This window comes from Streptomyces sp. NPDC002671 (assembly GCF_053592475.1).
The window spans coordinates 51183-70153 of record NZ_JBSFVU010000035.1; the positions used below are offsets into that span (position 1 = coordinate 51183).

Here is an 18971-nt window from a genome sequence, read left to right on the forward strand (position 1 = left end):
AAGTCTTGCAGGCGGGTCCGACAATGCGTCAGGCAGTCACGGAACGCGGCTCCGTACGGGCCTCGCAGTTGGGGGCCATGAGGGTCCCCCCGGTCGAACGAAGTCGAGACTGGGGGAGCATCGGCATCTCGGTCAGGCCCGGGTAGTAGACGTGCAGGCTGATCGCCGGCTCCAGCGTGTCGTTGACGACCTCGTGCACGTACCCGGGTGCGAACACCCGCTGGGCGCCCCCCGCCAACGCGCGCGTGGTGCGCTCGGCGCGCTCGGTGAGCGTGCCCTCCAGCACGGTGAGGACACCGGAGGAGCGGCCGTGGTCGTGCAGCCCGCTGCCCTGCCCCGGCACCCAGGACAGCAGCCACACCTCGTAGCCGGGGCCGGTGCGCAGCCGGTGGTACCAGCGGGTGGTGGCGTCGTAGCGGACGAGGTGCGCCCACTGGGAGCGGTCGGCCGCGATCGAGCGGGCGAGGCCGACGAACTCGGCGACGGTGGCCGGGTGCTCGCGCGGCGGCTGGAGCAGGTGCGGGACTTCGAGGATGTCGCCGGCGATCTGGAGATCGTTGTCGCTGTTCATAAGGGTGCGTGGTTCCTCAGTGAAAGAAGGATCAGAGAAACGAACGCCGAGTCGCCAAGGGACTCGGCCTACAGCTGGAGCAGGTGTGGCTCAACAGCTGGAACAGCAACAACAGCTACAGCGACCCTGGGCAGCACCGAGGGACCCGGCGGTGCGGGTCGAGGTGAGTGCCGAGTGCGCGAGCATGCCCCCCAGGACACCGGTTCACACCCGCACTGTCAACTCGACGCCCGGAATGTGGGACATGTTTCACCACATCCGGTTCATCTCCAAGCGAAAGGTTTGTTCATTCGCACCCTGGGACACATGGCGCACATCCGGGCGCGTGAGCCTCGCGGAACGCGATCGAACACAGGGGCGTCCTTCTTCGTACAGAGATCTGGACGGCTTCGTACAGAGACCCCGACGGGCCGACGCCCCTCCGGGTCTCACCTGCGCGTCAAGGTTTATGGCGATTTGAACACTTTCTGCACGGCCTTGGTTCCGCAGAGTGAATAACGGACCCAATAGCAGATCTCGGCTTGACTCGCCCGGAGCAGCACACTTGTAATTTCACTCGTGTCGTTCAGCCGAAATCGGAAACGGCTACACACGGGGACGCGAAAGACAGACGAGGGGCGCACATGACCGAGCTGGTGCAGCAACTGCTGGTCGACGACGCGGACGAGGAACTCGGCTGGCAGGAGCGCGCGCTGTGCGCCCAGACCGACCCCGAGTCCTTCTTCCCCGAGAAGGGCGGCTCCACCAGAGAGGCGAAGAAGGTCTGCCTCGCCTGCGAGGTGCGCTCCGAATGCCTCGAATACGCCCTCGCCAACGACGAGCGCTTCGGCATCTGGGGCGGTCTGTCCGAGCGTGAACGCCGGCGCCTGAAGAAGGCCGCCGTGTGACCAGACCTACACAGAGTTCTTGCGAACGGCCCGTCGCATGTGGGTTATCCACAGGCGGCGGGCCGTCGTCATGGGCAGCCGATAGTGTGGTCGCTCGTCCGAGACGCCCTGCTGTCCTCTCGACGTCCTCTCGACGCGCGAGGTGGCACGGGCGTCCACCGCAGTCCATCGAACCGGGGCCCGTACCTCGATGTCCGTGCACAGCCATACGGCAGCCCAAGACTCAGCTGCCACACCTGAGTTTCCGCGTCATGTGGTGACCGCGGTCCTCGTCTCCCACGACGGCGCCCGCTGGCTGCCCGACGCGCTCGCCGGGCTGCTCGGCCAGGAGCGCCCCGTCCAGTACGCGGTGGCCGCCGACACCGGCAGCGCGGACGACTCCGCCCAGCTGCTCACCGACGCCCTCGGCGACGGCAACGTCCTGCACCTCGCCCGCCGCACCGGCTTCGGCCAGGCCGTCGAGGAGGCGAGCCGCACCGCGCCCGCCCTCACCCCGGACGACCTGCCCTACCTCAAGCGTCCCAGCGGCTGGGACCCCGTCACGCGCAGCTGGCGCGACGACGCCTACGACCTGCCCGAACTGCCGCACGGCGAGCCGGTCCAGTGGCTGTGGCTGCTGCACGACGACTGCGCCCCCGAACCCGACGCCCTCGCCGAACTGCTGCGCGTCGTGGAGAACGAGATCGAACTGGGCCGCGACGACGTGGCCGTCGTCGGACCCAAGCTGCGCGGCTGGTACGACCGCCGCCAGCTGCTGGAGGTCGGTGTCTCCATCGCCAACTCCGGCCGCCGCTGGACCGGCCTCGACCGCCGCGAACAGGACCAGGGCCAGCACGACCACGTCCGTACCGTGCTGTCCGTCTCCACCGCCGGCATGCTCGTCCGCCGCGACGTCTTCGAACAGCTCGGCGGCTTCGACCGCCGGCTGCCCCTCATGCGTGACGACGTCGACCTGTGCTGGCGCGCCCACACCGCCGGCCACCGCGTCCTCGTCGCCCCCGACGCCGTCGTCCGGCACGCCGAGGCCGCCTCCCGCGAGCGCCGCACCGTCGACTGCATGGGCCGCACCGCGGCCTCCCCGCACAAGGTCGACAAGGCGGGCGCCGTCTACACCCTCCTCGTCAACACCCGCGCCGCCGCGCTGCCCTGGGTATCGCTGCGGCTCGTGTTCGGCACCTTCCTCAGGACTCTCGCCTACCTCGTCGGCAAGGTCCCCGGCCAGGCCGTCGACGAGATCCGCGGCCTGCTGGGCACCCTGCTGCGACCCGAGCGGATCATCGCCGGCCGGCGCCGGCGCGGCCCCTCCCAGATCGACAAGGAAGAACTGCGCAGGCTCTTCCCGCCGCCCGGCGCGACCATCCGCGCCACCGTGGAACAGGTCGCCGGCAACTTCACCGGCGGCTCCGACCCCGACACCTCCTCGGCCGGCCGGCACGGCGGCGCCGTGGAGTCCGGGCCCGGCGGCGACGACGCCGACTTCCTGGAGGTCGAGCAGTTCGCCCGGCTCAAGCGGATCGCCCGCAAGCCCGGCCCCGTGCTCTTCCTCGGGCTGCTCCTGATCTCGCTCGTCGCCTGCCGCGCCCTGCTCGGCGGCGGCGCGCTCGCGGGCGGCGCCCTGCTGCCCGCCCCGGCCGACGCCGGCGAGCTGTGGTCCCGCTACGCCGACTCCTGGCACCCGGTGGGCGCGGGCGGCACCCCGTCCGCCCCGCCGTACCTGGCCGTCGTCGCCACCCTCGCCTCGATCCTGTTCGGCTCCACCGGGCTCGCGGTCACCGTCCTGCTGGTCTGCTCGGTGCCGCTGGCCGGACTGACCGCCTACTTCGCTTCCCGCCCGCTCGTCACCTCGCGCCTGCTGCGTGCCTGGGCGGCCATCGCCTACGCCTTCCTGCCCGCCGCCACCGGCGCGCTGGCCGGCGGCCGGATCGGCACCGCCGTCCTCGCCGTGCTGCTGCCGCTCCTCGCGCGAGCGGGCGTCGCCGCCTCGGGCCTCGCCCACCGCTCCGGCGCGCGCGGCAGCTGGCGCGCCACCTGGGCGTACGCGCTGCTGCTGACCCTCGCCACCGCCTTCACGCCGATCGTCTGGCCCATCGCGCTGATCCTCGGCGTCGGTGTGCTGGTGCTGCGCCGCAGCGACCCCGTCGCCCACGGCCTGCGCCTCCTCGCCCAGCTCGGGACCCCGCTGCTGCTTCTCGCCCCGTGGTCGCTGACCCTGCTCCCGGCCGGCTTCTTCAAGGAAGCCGGACTGAAGTACGACCCCTCGACCGCCTCCGCGCTCGACCTGCTCGGCGCCAGCCCCGGCGGGCCCGGCACCGTGCACGGCCTGATGCTCATCGGCATCGTCCTGGCCGCGCTCGCCGCCCTCCTGCGCTCCGAGCGCCGGCTGGGCATCCGGACCGCCTGGGCGGTCGCCCTGGTGGGCCTCGTCCTCGCCGTCCTGTCCAACCACTCCGCCTGGGCCGGACCGGCCACCCTCGTCTACGGCATCGCCCTGCTGGCCGCCGCCGCGCTCGGCGCCGACGGGGCACGCGCGCGCGTGGCCGAGCAGAGCTTCGGCTGGCGCCAGCCGGTCGCCGCCCTGATCGCCTTCGCCGCCGCCGCGGGCCCTGTGCTCGTCGCCGCCGGCTGGATGCTCGGCGGCGCCGACGGCCCGCTGGAGCGCCGCGACCCGGTGCAGGTGCCCGCGTTCGTCGCCGAGGACGCCGGCACCCGTGACCAGGCCCGCACCCTGATCCTCGACAGCGACTCCACCGCGCGCGTGCGCTACACCCTCGTCCGCGGCTCCGGCGTCCGCATGGGCGACGCCGAGCTCGCCGCCGCCGACGGGGAGAACGCCAGGCTCGACAAGGTCGTCGCCAACCTCGTCGCCGGCTCCGGCGCCGACCAGGCGAACCAGCTCGGCGGCTTCGCCGTCCGCTACGTCCTCGTCCACAAGGGCGCGCCCCACGAGGTCACCCGCGTCCTCGACGCCACGCCGGGCCTGTCCCGGCTCAGCCAGCAGGGCGGCAGCGCCCTGTGGCGCGTCGACCAGCAGGTCTCCCGCGCCACCATCGTGGCCGCCGACGGCTCCGGCACCCCCCAGCCCGTCGCCGCCGGACCCGTCCGGATCCACACCACGATCCCCTCCGGGACCAACGGCCGCGTCCTGCGCCTGGCCGACACCGCCGCCGACGGCTGGACGGCCACCCTGGACGGCAAGCCGCTTGCCCGCACCACGGTCGACGGCTGGGCCCAGGGCTTCCAACTGCCCGCCACCGGCGGCAGGCTGGACGTCGGCTACGACGAGCCGGTCGCCCACACGGCCTGGCTGTGGACCCAGGGCGCCCTCGCCGTCGTCCTCGTCGTCCTCGCACTGCCCGGCCGCCGCCGCGACATCGACGACGACCTGCCCGAGGAGCAGCCCCTCCCCGCCCAGGCCACCTCCGGCGAGGGCCGCCGCGCCCGCCGCCTGCGTGCCCAGGCCGAGGAGTCGGCCGACCTCGAGCAGCCCGGTCCGGAACAGCCCGACCCCGGCAGCGTGCCTCCTCCTTTGGAGGAGGCCCCGGCCGCCGTCCCGCACCAGCAGCCGTACGGCGACTGGGACAACGCGTCCTACGCGGGCGCCGAATACGCCGGCTACGGCGCCGACCAGTACCAGGGCGCCGACCAGTACCAGCCGGCCGGCTACGACCACCAGGCCTACCAGCCCGACTCCTACCAGGCGGGCCAGTACGACCCCTACGCCTACGGCGGTACGGCCGGGCAGCAGCCGTACGACCCCGCGGCCTACCCGCAGGGCTACGACCCGGCGTACGACCCGGCCCAGCACCCCCACGGCACCGGCAGTGAGCGCCCCGACGGGAGCCAGCAGTGAACCGCACGACCCTGTCCCTGATCGCCGGCACGAGCGCGCTTGCCGCCGTCACCGCCTTCGCCGTGCTCGACACGCCGTCCGCGTCCGGCGCGGACACCGCCAAGGCCGCCGCCCAGCTGCCCGTGGAGCGCACCAGCCTGCTGTGCCCGGCGCCGAGCATCTCCGACATCGCCGACACCGCGTACACGTCGTTCACGCCCGTCACCAAGGGCACCGAGAGCGGCGGCAAGGCCGAACTCCAGGCGGCCCCCGCGCAGTCGGCGGACGGCACGGACGCCTCGAACGGGGCGAACGGCAAGGGCAGCGAAAGCAAGACCGGCAAGGGCGGCAAGAAGACGGCGGACGCCCCCGTCCTCACCCCGAAGGAGCCCGGCACGCCCGTCACCGGTGACACCTCCGGTGCCGACGCGCCCGCGCTCGTCGGCACCGCCGACGGGAAGTTCGCGCCCGGCTGGACGGTCCAGGAGACCACCGAGATCGCCGCCGGCACCGGCCGCGGACTCCAGGGCGTCAACTGCACCGCACCGGACACCGAGTTCTGGTTCCCGGGCGCCAGCACCTCGGCCGACCGCACCGACTACGTCCACCTGACCAACCCCGACGACTCCGCCGCCGTCGTCGACGTCGAGCTGTACGGCAAGGACGGCGCGATCAAGTCCGCGTTCGGCGACGGCCTCACGATCCCGCCGCACGCGAGCAAGCCGATCCTGCTGTCCACGCTCACCGACGAGCGGCAGAGCGACGTGACCGTGCACGTCGGCGTGCGCAGCGGCCGGGTCGGCGCGGCCGTACAGGCCCTGGACGACAAGCTCGGCGGCGACTGGCTGGCCGCGTCCGCCGACCCGGCCGGCAGCCTGGTCCTGCCCGGCATCCCGAAGGACGCCACCGACGTCCGCCTGATCGCCTTCACGCCCGGCGGCGACGACGCCGACCTGAAGGTCCGCCTGGCCTCGCCCAGCGGCTCGATCACCCCGGCCGGGAACGAGACCCTGCACGTCAAGTCCGGCATGACGACGGCGGCCGACCTGGGCGACGTCACCCGGGGCGAGCCGGGCTCCCTGATCCTCACGCCCACCGACCACGAGGTCCCGGTCGTGGCGGCCCTGCGGGTCGTGCGCGGCAAGGGAGCGAGCCAGGAGACGGCGTTCATCCCGGCCACCGCCCCGGTCGGCACGCGCGCGACGTCGGCCGACAACAGCGGCAAGGGCACGATCCTGTCGCTGACCGCGCCCACCGGCACGGCCACCGTCAAGGTGACCGCCTCGGCGGGCAGCGAGGGCGGCTCGCCGGTCACGAAGACCTTCACGGTCAAGTCCGGCACCACCCAGGACATCGCCGCCCCGGTCCCGTCGGGTGTGAAGGGCACCTACGCCCTGACGGTGGAGCCCGTCTCCGGCGGCCCGGTCTACGCCGCACGCACCCTGTCGGCCACCGAGGACGGCATCCCCGGCTTCACGATCCAGACCCTCCCGGACGACCGCGGGATGGTGGCCGTACCGGAGGCGGACGAGGACGTGTCGGTGGTGCAGAAGTAGCGGACTCGGCGGCGCGGAAGGACAGCGGAAGGACAGGTGGGCGGGGGAAACGGGCAGGGAGCCGGCACCGGCACTCGCCCAGGCCCCGCCCCGGTCTCAGTCCTCCCCGTACCGCGGATCCACGGTCTCGGGAGTGAGCCCCAGCAGTTCGGCGACCTGCTCTACGACGACTTCGTGCACCAGCGCGGCCCGCTCGTCCCGCCCCTTGGTGCGGATCTCCACCGGCCTGCGGTACACCACGACCCGCGCCCGGCGCCCCTCACGCGCGGGGACGACCCCGCCCAGCGGCACGGCCTCGTCGCTCCACGCCTCCGTGGCCTGCCCCTCCAGCCGGGGCACCTCCAGCACGAGGAAGTCGATCTCGGCGAGCTGCGGCCAGCGCCGTTCGAGGCGCTCCACGGAGTCCTGCACCAGGTCCGCGAACACCTCGGCCCTGCTGGCCGCGAGCGGCACCTGCGGCGGCGCGATCGGCCCGCGCATGCCCCGTCCGTGGCGATCACGGCGACGGGGCCCTGGGCCGACGGCAGGGGGAGGTACTCGGTTGTCCATCACCGGTGAAGCGTAGTCCTCGCACGCTCCGCCCGCCCGGCTCCACACGGCAACCCGCCCCCGGCCACGGTGACCGGTCATTCTCGGCCATGTCTCGGGCTGACCGTTTCGGCCAAGGTCTGGCTCGTTTCCGTAACCCCCTAAGACCGCCGAACTCAAGGCAATTGACGGTGTTTGTACCGACTCATGACCGGACAGGGGCCCGTGCAAGTCCCTGTCAGGGCCCGTCCTCGCAGGTCAACGAGGCGTGTTCGGAGGGGGGTGTGGTGCGTCTCACGGTACGACACGGTGGAGTGACCTGGTGGAGAGTCGTCGCGGCCCGCTCAAGAGTGCGGTACCGTCCAACGTCGTGAGCCCTGTACGTCGCTGTTCGCGCACCGCTTGCGGCCGACCCGCCGTCGCGACGCTGACGTACGTCTACGCCGACTCGACCGCGGTCCTCGGCCCGCTCGCCACCTACGCCGAACCCCACTGCTACGACCTGTGTGCCGAGCACTCCGAGCGCCTGACCGCCCCGCGCGGCTGGGAGGTCGTCCGCCTCCTCGACGGCTCCGCTCCCGCGCGGCCCAGCGGCGACGATCTGGAAGCGCTCGCCAACGCCGTGCGCGAGGCGGCCCGCCCCCAGGAGCGCGCGGCCGAGGCGGGCGGCGGCGGAGGGCGCACCGCGGACCCCATGGAGGTCGCCCGCCGCGGCCACCTGCGCGTCCTGCGTTCCCCGGACAACTGAGCGACGGAACCGTCCCGGCGCCAGGTCCACCACTGTCCACCGCCGAACCACATGGCGTCCGTACACCGGACCCTTACCCCCGACGGGTAGTTTGTGGGCACCCGTAGGACGTTCATGGAGGGTTTGGCCGTGTCTGCTGATCTGTCGCAGATCGTGAAGGCGTACGACGTACGCGGAGTGGTCCCGGACCAGTGGGACGAGTCACTGGCCGAACTTTTCGGCGCCGCCTTCACGGACGTGACCGGCGCGGCGGCCATCGTCGTCGGCCACGACATGCGCCCCTCGTCCCCTGGCCTGTCCCGCGCCTTCGCGCGCGGCGCGGCGAACCGCGGTGCGGACGTCACCGAGATCGGCCTGTGCTCCACGGACCAGCTCTACTACGCCTCCGGCGCGCTGAACCTGCCCGGCGCCATGTTCACGGCCTCCCACAACCCGGCGCAGTACAACGGCATCAAGCTGTGCCGCGCGGGCGCCGCCCCCGTCGGCCAGGACACCGGTCTCACGCAGATCCGCGAACTGGTCGAGAAGTGGCTGGAGTCGGACGCCCCCGAGCCGGTCGCCGAGCCGGGAACCTTCACCACCCGCGAGACGTTGGAGGATTACGCGGCGCACCTGCGCTCCCTCGTCGACCTGACCGCCGTCCGCCCCCTGAAGGTCGTGGTCGACGCCGGCAACGGCATGGGCGGCCACACGGTCCCCACGGTCTTCGCCGGCCTGCCCCTGACCCTCGTCCCGATGTACTTCGAGCTGGACGGCACCTTCCCGAACCACGAGGCCAACCCGCTCGACCCGGCGAACCTCGTCGACCTGCAGAAGCGGGTCCCGGCGGAGGGCGCCGACCTCGGCATCGCCTTCGACGGCGACGCCGACCGCTGCTTCGTCGTGGACGAGAACGGCGACCCGGTCTCCCCGTCCGCGATCACCGCGCTGGTCGCTGCCCGCGAACTGGCCCGCAACGGCGGCTCGGGCACGGTCATCCACAACCTGATCACGTCCCGCACGGTCCCCGAGGTGGTCCGGGAGAACGGCGGCAGCCCGGTCCGCACCCGCGTCGGCCACTCCTTCATCAAGGCCGAGATGGCCCGCACGGGCGCGATCTTCGGCGGCGAGCACTCGGCCCACTACTACTTCAAGGACTTCTGGAACGCCGACACGGGCATGCTGGCCGCCCTGCACGTCCTCGCAGCCCTCGGCGGCCAGGACGGCCCGCTGTCCGCCCTGGTCGACCAGTACGACCGCTACGCGGGCTCCGGCGAGATCAACTCCACGGTCGCCGACCAGACGGCCCGTCTCGCCGCGATCCGCACCGCGTACGAGAACCGCGCCGACGTGACCCTGGACGACCTCGACGGCCTCACGGTCGCCGCCGCCGACTGGTGGTTCAACGTCCGCCCGTCCAACACGGAGCCGCTGCTGCGCCTGAACGCGGAGGCGAAGGACGAGGCGACGATGACGAAGATCAGGGACGAGGCGCTGGCGATCATCCGGGGTTGATGCCCGGGGCGCGTACCTGGGCTTTCCAGCCGGCCGAGTCGGGTGCCGGGTGGGCATGGGCGGGGGTCCGGGGGGCGGCGCCCTCCGGTCGGCACGGCAGCCCACCTCAGCCTGCCCACCGGCGGTACGCTGACCAGGCACATCCACAGTCGTACACACGCCCTCCGAAGGGACACCCCATGCCGCTCGAAGCCGGCCTTCTGGAGATCCTCGCCTGCCCGGCCTGCCACGCCCCCCTCAAGGAGCAGGACACCGAGCTGATCTGCACCGGCCAGGACTGCGGCCTCGCCTACCCGGTCCGCGACGGCATCCCGGTCCTCCTCGTGGACGAGGCCCGCCGCCCGGCGTAACGACAGGGCGCCCATCCCTCTGCAGACGAGGCACCCTCCCTCTGCAAAGGACTCACCCACACAGGACCCCCGGCGATCGGAGGCTTCCGCCCATGCTGGACGAATCGCTGCTCGACACCCCGGAGGGCCTCGCCGAGGCCGACCGCCGAGGACTCCTCCGCGGCGCGGCCGAGGCCGGCGCCCGCGTCCGCACCGCGGCCCGGCACGCCATCGAGGCCGGGGTCGGCGACCTCAAGCCCGACGGCCGCCCCCGCGCCGTCCTGATCGCCGGGCCCGGAGCCGCCGCCATCCACACCGCCGACCTCATCGGCAACCTGGCCGGCCCCGGCAGCCCCGTCACCCGACTGGCCCCCACCGGTGTCGCCCCGGCCGCCGGTGCCCTGCGCTGGGAACTGCCGGGCTGGGCAGGCTCCGTGGACCTACTGCTGATCGCCACCCCGGACGGGACCGAACCCAGCCTCTCCCTGCTCGCCGAGCAGGCCTACCGCCGCGGCTGCTCGGTCGTCGCCGTGGCCCCCGCCCACACCCCGCTCGCCGAAGCCATCGAGGGCGCGCACGGACTGTTCGTACCGATGGCGACCACGCCGTACGACCAGGAGGAGCCGCTCGCCGCCTCCTCTTCGGGCGTCTTCTGGGCGCTGCTCACCCCGCTGCTCGCGCTGCTGGACCGCGTCGGCCTGGTCGGCGCCCCGCCCGAGGCCCTGGAGAAGGTCGCCGACCGCCTCGACCACATCGCCGAACGCTGCGGCCCGGCCATCGCGACGTACAGCAATCCGGCCAAGACCCTCGCCGCCGAACTCGCCGACGCCCTCCCGGTGGTGTGGACGGAAGGCGCCTCGGCCGGTCCCGCGGGCCGCCGTTTCGCCGACGCCCTCGCCGAACTCGCCGGCCGCCCCGCCCTGGTCGCCGAACTGCCCGAAGCGCTCGCCGCGCACAGCGCCCTGCTGGCCGGCCCGCTCGCCGCCAGCGCCGACCCCGACGACTTCTTCCGCGACCGCGTGGAGGAGGCTCCCGCGCTGCACGCGCGCGTGGTGCTGCTCCGCGACCGCCCGGCCAGCGGTCTCACGGCCGCCCCCGCCGCCCGTGATCTGGCCCTCACCCACGACACGCCGATCAGCGAACTCGAGCCGGACGACGGCGGCGATCTGGAGACCCTCGCGGAACTGATCGCCGTCACGGATTTCGCCGCCGTTTACCTGGCGCTCGCTTCGAGGGCCTGATCTGGACCATGACGCCCCGCCACTCCGGCGGGCCGCTCCCTGGCAGCCGTACACCCGGTGAACCGGCGCCGTACGCAGGACAACCAGCAGAGAGAAGACATGGACCGCCTCGACAACACCATCCGCCCCTACGCCTGGGGTTCCCCCACCGCCATCGCGCACCTGCTCGGCGTCGAGCCGACCGGTGAACCGCAGGCGGAGATGTGGATGGGAGCGCACCCGGGCGCCCCCTCGCGCACCGCGCGCGGAACGCTCGTCGAGGTCATCGACGCCGGCCCGGAGCGCGAGCTGGGCGCCGGTGCGGTGGCCAAGTTCGGCCCGAGGCTGCCGTTCCTCCTGAAGATCCTCGCCGCTGGCGCGCCGCTCTCCCTCCAGGTGCACCCCAACCTGGAGCAGGCCAGGGAGGGGTACGCCGACGAGGAGCGGCGCGGCATCCCCGTGGACGCCCCGCACCGCAACTACAAGGACGCCAACCACAAGCCCGAACTGATCTGCGCCCTCACCGAGTTCGACGGCCTGTGCGGCTTCCGCGACCCGGCCGAGGCCGCCGACCTGCTCGACGGGCTCGGCGTCGACTCCCTCAAGCCGTACGTCGACCTGCTGCACGCCCACCCCGAGGGCGCGGCCCTGCGCGAGATGCTCACCGCGATCCTCACCGCCGACCCCGCGGAGATGGCCCACACGGTCGCCGAGGCCACCGCCGCCTGCACCCGCCTCGGCGGCGACTACGTCCCCTACGCCGACCTCGCCCACCACTACCCGGGCGACCCCGGCGTCATCGCGGCCATGCTCCTGAACCACGTCCGCCTCCAGCCCGGCGAAGCCCTCTTCCTCGGCGCCGGCACCCCGCACGCCTACCTCAGCGGCCTCGGCGTCGAGATCCTGGCCAACTCCGACAACGTCCTGCGCTGCGGTCTGACCCCCAAGCACGTCGACGTCCCCGAACTGCTGCGCATCGTCCGCTTCGAAGCCGGCGACGCGGGCGTGCTGCGCCCCGAGGCCTCCCCGGACGGCGAGGAGGTGTACGAGACGCCGATCGACGAGTTCCGGCTCTCCCGCTACGTCCTCCCCGAGGGCGGCACCCGCCACGACCTCACCCGCGACACGCCGCAGATCCTGCTGTGCACGGCCGGTACGGTCCGTGCGGGCGAGCACGAACTGGGCCCCGGGCAGTCGGTGTTCGTCCCGGCGGGGGAGACGGCGGAGGTGTCCGGCGCGGGCACGGTCTTCCGGGCCACTGTGATCGTATGACCGGGGCTGTGGATACCTGACGCGTCGCCGCCCGCTCGTGCTGCAAGAATGACCCACCGGCAAAGGGCGGGCAAAGGCGACGGCGGGCGCCCGCACGGCGTGGATCTACGGCGTGGACTTGCGGCGTAGAGGCGCGGCGTAGGCGTACGAAGGCGAAGGGACAACGCGGACAGATGAGCGCGTCAGGCGGTACCAAGGCGATCGTGGCGGCACTCGGCGCCAACCTCGCGATCGCGGCATCGAAGTTCGTGGCGTTCGCGTTCAGCGGCTCGTCCTCGATGCTCGCCGAGGGCGTCCACTCGCTCGCCGACTCCGGCAACCAGTTCCTGCTCCTCGTCGGCGGCAAGCGCGCGCAGCGCGAGGCCACCCCGCAACACCCGTTCGGCTACGGCCGCGAGCGGTTCATCTACGCCTTCCTCGTCTCGATCGTGCTCTTCTCGGTCGGCGGCATGTTCGCCGTCTACGAGGGCTACGAGAAGATCCGCCACCCGCACGAGCTGGAGAACTGGTACTGGCCGGTGGGCGTCCTCGTCTTCGCGGTCATCGCCGAGGGCTTCTCCTTCCGCACGGCCATCAAGGAGTCCAACGAACTGCGCGGCAAGCTGTCCTGGGCGCAGTTCATCCGCCGCGCCAAGGCCCCCGAGCTGCCGGTCGTCCTCCTGGAGGACTTCGGCGCCCTCATCGGCCTGGTCCTCGCCCTCGGCGGAGTCGGCCTCGCGCTGATCACCGGCGACGGCGTCTGGGACGGCATCGGCACGGTCTGCATCGGTGTCCTCCTCATCGCCATCGCCCTGGTCCTGGCCGCCGAGACCAAGTCGCTGCTGCTCGGCGAGGCCGCGGGCATCGAGGAGGTCAAGAAGATCGAGGCCGCGATCGTGGACGGCGACACCGTCACCCGCGTCATCCACATGCGCACGCTCCACCTCGGCCCCGAGGAACTGCTCATCGCCGCCAAGATCGCCGTCCAGCACGACGACACGGCCACCGAGGTTGCGAACGCCATCAACGCGGCCGAGGCCCGCATCCGCGCCGCCGTTCCCATCGCCCGCGTCATCTACCTGGAGCCGGACATCTATAGCGAGGCCGAGGCCCGCCGCGGCCCCGACCCGGAGGCGACCCCGGGCGGCCCGACCCCGCACACGACCGGGCACTGAGCCCCAGGCCCCCAACGGGGTTCGCACTCGAATCCCGGCTCGTCTCTCCCTCGTGATCCAAGTGAATGCTTCGGAGACGGACTGGGGTCGGCCGGGTCCACCGGTGTAGCTTGGGACGGAGCCAGACGTCGCTGCTGATGGCGGTCGGGCGGTCCCGGAGCGGACCGACCGAGGGAGAGAGGGCCTCCGACGGACTGCGCTGCGCGTACGTGGGCATGCCTGTGCTCTTTCCAGGGCACCCCTGTGTCCGCCGCCGCGCAGACCAGCCGTATCCACCTCGCCCCAACCCCGAGGAGCAGCTCGCAATGACGACTGTCGACAACCGACAGGACTTCAAGGTCGCCGACCTCTCCCTGGCCGAGTTCGGCCGCAAGGAGATCACCCTCGCCGAGCACGAGATGCCCGGCCTGATGTCGATCCGCAAGGAGTACGCCGCCACGCAGCCGCTGGCCGGCGCCCGTATCACCGGCTCCCTGCACATGACCGTCCAGACGGCCGTGCTGATCGAGACGCTGGCGGCGCTGGGTGCGCAGGTGCGCTGGGCGTCCTGCAACATCTTCTCCACCCAGGACCACGCTGCGGCGGCCATCGCGGTGGGCCCGAACGGCACCCCCGAGAACCCGCAGGGCATCCCGGTGTTCGCCTGGAAGGGCGAGACGCTGGAGGAGTACTGGTGGTGCACGGAGCAGGCGCTGACCTGGGTGGACGCCGCGACCGGCGGCCCGAACATGATCCTGGACGACGGCGGCGACGCCACCCTCCTCGTCCACAAGGGCGTCGAGTACGAGAAGGCCGGTGAGGTCCCCGCGCTGGAGACCGCCGAGTCCGACGAGCACCGCGTCATCCTCCAGCTGCTGCACCGCACCCTGGGCGAGAACCCCCAGAAGTGGACCCAGCTGGCCTCCGAGATCCGTGGTGTCACCGAGGAGACCACGACCGGTGTCCACCGCCTGTACGAGATGCAGCGCGACGGCGACCTCCTGTTCCCGGCGATCAACGTCAACGACGCCGTCACCAAGTCGAAGTTCGACAACAAGTACGGCTGCCGCCACTCCCTGGTCGACGGCATCAACCGCGCCACCGACGTCCTGATCGGCGGCAAGACCGCCGTCGTCTGCGGTTACGGCGACGTCGGCAAGGGCTGCGCGGAGTCCCTGCGCGGTCAGGGCGCCCGTGTGATCGTCACCGAGATCGACCCGATCTGCGCCCTGCAGGCGGCGATGGACGGCTACCAGGTCACCACCCTCGACGAGGTCGTCGAGACCGCCGACATCTTCATCACCACCACCGGCAACAAGGACATCATCCTCGCCTCGGACATGGCGAAGATGAAGCACCAGGCCATCGTCGGCAACATCGGCCACTTCGACAACGAGATCGACATGGCCGGCCTGGCGAAGATCCCGGGCATCGTGAAGGACGAGGTCAAGCCGCAGGTCCACACCTGGACCTTCGAGGACGGCAAGAAGATCATCGTGCTGTCCGAGGGCCGCCTGCTGAACCTGGGCAACGCCACCGGTCACCCCTCGTTCGTGATGTCCAACTCCTTCGCGGACCAGACCCTGGCCCAGATCGAGCTGTTCACCAAGCCCGACGAGTACCCGATCGGCGTCTACGTGCTGCCCAAGCACCTCGACGAGAAGGTCGCCCGCCTCCACCTGGACGCGCTCGGCGTCAAGCTGACCACGCTGCGCCCGGAGCAGGCCGCGTACATCGGCGTCGAGGTCGAGGGCCCGTTCAAGTCGGACCACTACCGCTACTGATCCAGCGATCCCGTAGCCCCGCCGCCGGGGGCGTGCGCCGGTGCACCGACGCACTCTCCCCGGCAGCAGGTCCGCAGATCCACCGAGGCAGGCCCCCGCACCCCCGTGCCGGGGGCCTGCCCCTTTGGTCTCCGGCAGGCAGCAGCCCACTGGCCGGACCGGTCAGCCGTCAGAACTCAGGACCCCCATGCCCCGCGGCCGTTATTCGCTCCACGATCCGCACGATCACACCCCCCTCGGTGAAGAGCACTTCCAGTGCGCCCCCGGCCCCTCCGGCTGGCGCTACGTCTCCCAGCTGACGACCCCCGCCGGCGAGCACCGCGGCTCGGTCGACCTCGCCCTGGACGAGCTCGGCCGCCCCATCCGCCTCGAACTCCACGCGGGAAGCTGGCAGGTGCGCGGCGCCGCTCTCGACGGCGTCACCTGGGTCCGCACCGACCCCACCGGCACTCATGCCACCGAAGGCAATGTGCGCGCCCACGCCTTCACCGGCACGTCCCCCGCGTTCCTCGTCGCCACCACCCGTCTCCTGCGCCTCACCCCCTCGTCCGGCGCGACCCGCGTACGCCTCGTGGCCTTCACCGACCCGGTCCTCGCCCCCCGCACCGTGGACCAGTCCTGGGCCCTGGTGAACAGCGAAGCACACGCCACTGACAACGGCCCGCTGACCGTGGACGAATACCAGGTCACAGCCCTGGACACGGGCGAGCGGCACACCGTCCACATCGCCGGCGACGTGGTCCTGTCCGCGCCCGGGATCGAGCTGGAGGACCTCCAGTCACCGCCGTCGACGTTCGACTGAGCGGGGCCGACTCGTTCGGCTGACTTACCCGGCGACAGCCGTCATGCCGGGGGCGCGAACCCCGTGGCCGGGCGATCGGCCGGCGGCTCGTCCCGCGGCGGTGCCGCCTGCGGCGGGGTCGGCTGGGCGACGGGAGGCTGGGGCTGCGGCTGATACGGCTGTGGCTGGTACGGATACGTAGCGGGCGGCTGCGGCGCAGGCGCCGGCCGGCCGGCCGGGTAAGCACCGGCAGCACCCGCGCCGAACGCCTGCCGGGCCTCACGGGACCGTCGCTCGTGCACCACGGCCGCCAGGAAGGCAGCCGGATGAACGTCTTGCGGCACGGGAGCACCCGTACAAGCCGCGAGGTCGCCCGCCAGCTGCTGGGCCATGGCCCAGGAGACCTGCGGATCGAGCTGTTGCATCCGGGTCAGGTACTGCCGGACCGCAAGCCACAGCCCATCCGGCACCGTCGACAGGTCCAGCCCGGCGAACCGTCCGGCGAGCCACGGCGGCGGCGGAGGAACGGCCCCCGCACGACCTGCGGGAATCCGCTCGCGTACGACCAGGGTGCCGGCGAATACGTCGCCGAGCCGCCGCCCCCGTGCAGACACGAGCGAGGCGATGCAGGCGATCACCCCGAACGTCATCAGGATCTCGACCACGCCGATCGCGCCCCGCACCAACGCGTGCCGGAACCGGATCGGCCCGCCGTCGTCCCGCACCACCCGCAGCCCGAGCGCCAGCTTCCCCAGCGAACGCCCATGGCTGAGCGTCTCCACCGCGATCGGCCCCCCGACCAGCACCAACAGGAAGGTCGCGATCGACAGCGCCACCTGTGCGGCGTCGTCCAAGGAGGAGGTCGAGGCCACCAGCACCGCGGTCACACCGACGTATACGAACACGGCCACGACCAGGTCGAGCAACACCGCCAGCGCCCTGCTCGGCAGCTTCGCGGGCCGCAGTTCGAGGGCCACCGCCTCGCCCGTCACCAGCTCACTCACGCCCGCCGCCCTTCCCCTGGTCTGCCTCGTGAACCGCAAGTCTGCCAAGCTGAGGGCGCATCGCGCCGCAGTACGACAAGCTGTCCACGCATACCGTGCATCACGAGCACCACGAGCACCACGAGCATCCACGACGAGCAGTCGGTGACCAGCCGAGGAGCAGGCAGACCCGATGGACCTGGACGTCTTCGTCGCCGCACACCGTGCCGAATGGGACCGCCTCGACGCCCTGCTCCGCCGCCAGCGCCGACTCGACGGAGCCGAAGCCGACGAACTCGTCACCCTCTACCAGCGCACGGCCACCCACCTGTCCCTCATCCAGTCCAGCGCCCCCGACCCACAACTGACGGGACGCCTCAGCCAACTCGTGGCACGCGCGCGCAGCGCCGTCACCGGCACGCGACGCGCCTCCTGGCGCGATGTCACGCGCTTCCTGGGACAGGGCTTCCCCGCCGCGGTCTACCGCGCGCGGCACTGGTGGGTGCCCACCGCGCTCATATCTACCGTCATCGCGATCCTCCTGGGCTGGTGGATCGGCACCCACCCGGACGTCCAGTCATCCATCGGCGCGCCCGCGCAACTGCGCGACCTGACCCGCCCCGGCGGCGAGTACGAGACCTACTACTCGAGCCACCCCGCGGCCTCCTTCGCAGCCCAGGTGTGGACGAACAACGCGCGTGCCGCGGCGATGTGCCTGGTCCTGGGCGTATTCCTGGGCCTGCCCGTGCTCTGGATCCTCTTCGAGAACATGCTCAACCTGGGCGTCGGCATCGGCCTGATGTCCTCCGCCGGCCGCCTCGACACCTTCCTCGGCCTGGTCCTCCCGCACGGCCTGCTCGAACTGACCGCGGTCTTTGTCGCCGCCGGAACGGGCATGCGCCTGGGCTGGACCCTCATCGACCCGGGCCCTCGCACCCGTCGCAACGCCCTCGCGGAAGAGGGCCGAGCCGCAGTGGGCATGGCGATCGGCCTGGCTCTGGTCCTTTTCGTCTCCGGCGCCATCGAAGGCTTCGTCACCCCTTCTGGCCTGGCCACCTGGGCCCGGATCACCATCGGAGTAGTCGCCGAGCTGGCATTTCTGGCGTACGTCTACGTCCTCGGAGGCCGTGCGGTGCGTGTCGGCGAGACGGGTGACGTCGACGAGGCGGAACGCAGCGCCGCCGTCCCGACGGCCGCCTGATGTGCGTCCGACCCCTGTGAGCTGCTAGTCTCCTCTTTGCCCCACGAGACCCGTTGACACGGGTGGAGCGGGGAGGTAGATTCACATAGTTGCCTGGAACTGGACAAGAGGTCCGGCAACGATCTAGAATCCATCTGCTTCTCGAGAAGTTGCCAACCGCACTCTCGAAAGCCACCCTCCGATTACTCAGAAATGAGCGGCCGGTCAGACCGGCCAAGAACTTCTGATAAAGTCGGAACAGCCGGAAAGGAAACCGCGAGAGCGGCAACCTGGAAAGCGCCGAGGAAATCGGATCGAGAAAAGATCTGATAGAGTCGGAAAAACCGAAGGGAAGCCCGGAGGAAAGCCCGAGAGGGTGAGTACAAAGGAAGCGACCGTTCCTTGAGAACTCAACAGCGTGCCAAAAGTCAACGCCAGATATGTTGATACCCCGTCTCCAGCATCTGCTGGGGCGAGGTTCCTTTGAAAAAACACAGCGAGGACGCTGTGAACCGCCGGACTATTCCTCCGGTGGTTCCGCTCTCGTGTGTGTGCACCGGCTGAATTAATTTTCTGGCCGAGTAAACATTCACGGAGAGTTTGATCCTGGCTCAGGACGAACGCTGGCGGCGTGCTTAACACATGCAAGTCGAACGATGAAGCCCTTCGGGGTGGA

General features: G+C 71.5%; 15 protein-coding genes and 1 rRNA gene. 13 read left to right on the forward strand and 3 right to left on the reverse strand.

From position 1 onward, the window contains the following. Window positions 1–28 precede the first annotated feature (28 nt). Window positions 29–571: a cysteine dioxygenase gene (locus tag ACWD35_RS36805; protein WP_451355717.1), complete on the reverse strand. Its 543-nt coding sequence runs from the start codon at window positions 569–571 to the stop codon at window positions 29–31. Window positions 572–1194: 623 nt separating this feature from the next. Between ACWD35_RS36805 and ACWD35_RS36810 the strand changes: the two genes are divergently transcribed. The 3 genes from ACWD35_RS36810 (at window position 1195) to ACWD35_RS36820 (ending at window position 6843) form a co-directional block, all read left to right on the forward strand. Continuing rightward, the gene (locus tag ACWD35_RS36810) at window positions 1195–1458 is read left to right on the forward strand and encodes a WhiB family transcriptional regulator (protein WP_003975777.1); all 264 of its coding nucleotides are present in this window, start codon (window positions 1195–1197) and stop codon (window positions 1456–1458) included. A 190-nt stretch (window positions 1459–1648) separates the two neighbouring features. Then, on the forward strand, window positions 1649–5308 hold the full coding sequence (locus ACWD35_RS36815; protein WP_451355718.1) for a glycosyltransferase: 3660 nt from the start codon (window positions 1649–1651) through the stop codon (window positions 5306–5308). Further along, window positions 5305–6843, forward strand: coding sequence for a DUF5719 family protein (locus ACWD35_RS36820; protein WP_451355719.1), 1539 nt, complete (start codon window positions 5305–5307; stop codon window positions 6841–6843). The genes ACWD35_RS36815 and ACWD35_RS36820 overlap by 4 nt, the downstream gene beginning before the upstream one ends. Before the next feature lie 96 nt (window positions 6844–6939). Here the strand turns inward: ACWD35_RS36820 and ACWD35_RS36825 are convergent, their stop codons facing one another. Beyond that, window positions 6940–7392, reverse strand: a complete 453-nt coding sequence (locus ACWD35_RS36825; protein WP_451355731.1) for a metallopeptidase family protein — start codon at window positions 7390–7392, stop codon at window positions 6940–6942. Window positions 7393–7693: 301 nt separating this feature from the next. Here ACWD35_RS36825 and ACWD35_RS36830 point away from each other — a divergent pair, with 301 nt between their 5' ends. From ACWD35_RS36830 to ACWD35_RS36865, 8 genes are all read left to right on the forward strand, one after another. After that, window positions 7694–8119, forward strand: a complete 426-nt coding sequence (locus tag ACWD35_RS36830; protein WP_094216539.1) for a DUF3499 domain-containing protein — start codon at window positions 7694–7696, stop codon at window positions 8117–8119. Between the two features lie 129 nt (window positions 8120–8248). Continuing rightward, a complete protein-coding gene (locus ACWD35_RS36835; RefSeq protein ID WP_451355720.1) occupies window positions 8249–9613 on the forward strand; it encodes a phosphomannomutase/phosphoglucomutase in 1365 nt (454 codons plus the stop codon). A 179-nt stretch (window positions 9614–9792) separates the two neighbouring features. Beyond that, window positions 9793–9963 (forward strand): Trm112 family protein, encoded by a 171-nt coding sequence (locus tag ACWD35_RS36840; RefSeq protein ID WP_007382472.1) that lies wholly within the window; start codon window positions 9793–9795, stop codon window positions 9961–9963. A gap of 92 nt (window positions 9964–10055) precedes the next feature. Further along, complete coding sequence (locus ACWD35_RS36845) at window positions 10056–11183, forward strand: SIS domain-containing protein (protein ID WP_451355721.1); 1128 nt, start codon at window positions 10056–10058, stop codon at window positions 11181–11183. A 99-nt stretch (window positions 11184–11282) separates the two neighbouring features. Beyond that, complete coding sequence (gene manA, locus ACWD35_RS36850; protein ID WP_451355722.1) at window positions 11283–12434, forward strand: mannose-6-phosphate isomerase, class I; 1152 nt, start codon at window positions 11283–11285, stop codon at window positions 12432–12434. Between the two features lie 173 nt (window positions 12435–12607). Beyond that, window positions 12608–13588, forward strand: coding sequence for a cation diffusion facilitator family transporter (locus tag ACWD35_RS36855; RefSeq protein ID WP_451355723.1), 981 nt, complete (start codon window positions 12608–12610; stop codon window positions 13586–13588). Between the two features lie 305 nt (window positions 13589–13893). Next, window positions 13894–15351, forward strand: coding sequence for an adenosylhomocysteinase (gene ahcY / locus ACWD35_RS36860; protein WP_451355724.1), 1458 nt, complete (start codon window positions 13894–13896; stop codon window positions 15349–15351). 187 nt (window positions 15352–15538) lie between these two features. After that, window positions 15539–16153 carry a hypothetical protein gene (locus ACWD35_RS36865; RefSeq protein ID WP_451355725.1) on the forward strand — a complete coding sequence of 205 codons (615 nt, stop codon included), beginning with the start codon at window positions 15539–15541 and terminating at the stop codon, window positions 16151–16153. Between the two features lie 41 nt (window positions 16154–16194). Here the strand turns inward: ACWD35_RS36865 and ACWD35_RS36870 are convergent, their stop codons facing one another. Next, window positions 16195–17136 carry an RDD family protein gene (locus ACWD35_RS36870; protein WP_451355726.1) on the reverse strand — a complete coding sequence of 314 codons (942 nt, stop codon included), beginning with the start codon at window positions 17134–17136 and terminating at the stop codon, window positions 16195–16197. A 172-nt stretch (window positions 17137–17308) separates the two neighbouring features. Here ACWD35_RS36870 and ACWD35_RS36875 point away from each other — a divergent pair, with 172 nt between their 5' ends. Both ACWD35_RS36875 and ACWD35_RS36880 read left to right on the forward strand, forming a co-directional pair. Next, entirely contained in the window at window positions 17309–18316 is a 1008-nt protein-coding gene (locus ACWD35_RS36875; protein ID WP_451355727.1) for a stage II sporulation protein M, read from the forward strand. A 567-nt stretch (window positions 18317–18883) separates the two neighbouring features. Further along, window positions 18884–18971: ribosomal RNA gene (locus tag ACWD35_RS36880) — 16S ribosomal RNA — on the forward strand; the annotation flags it as partial.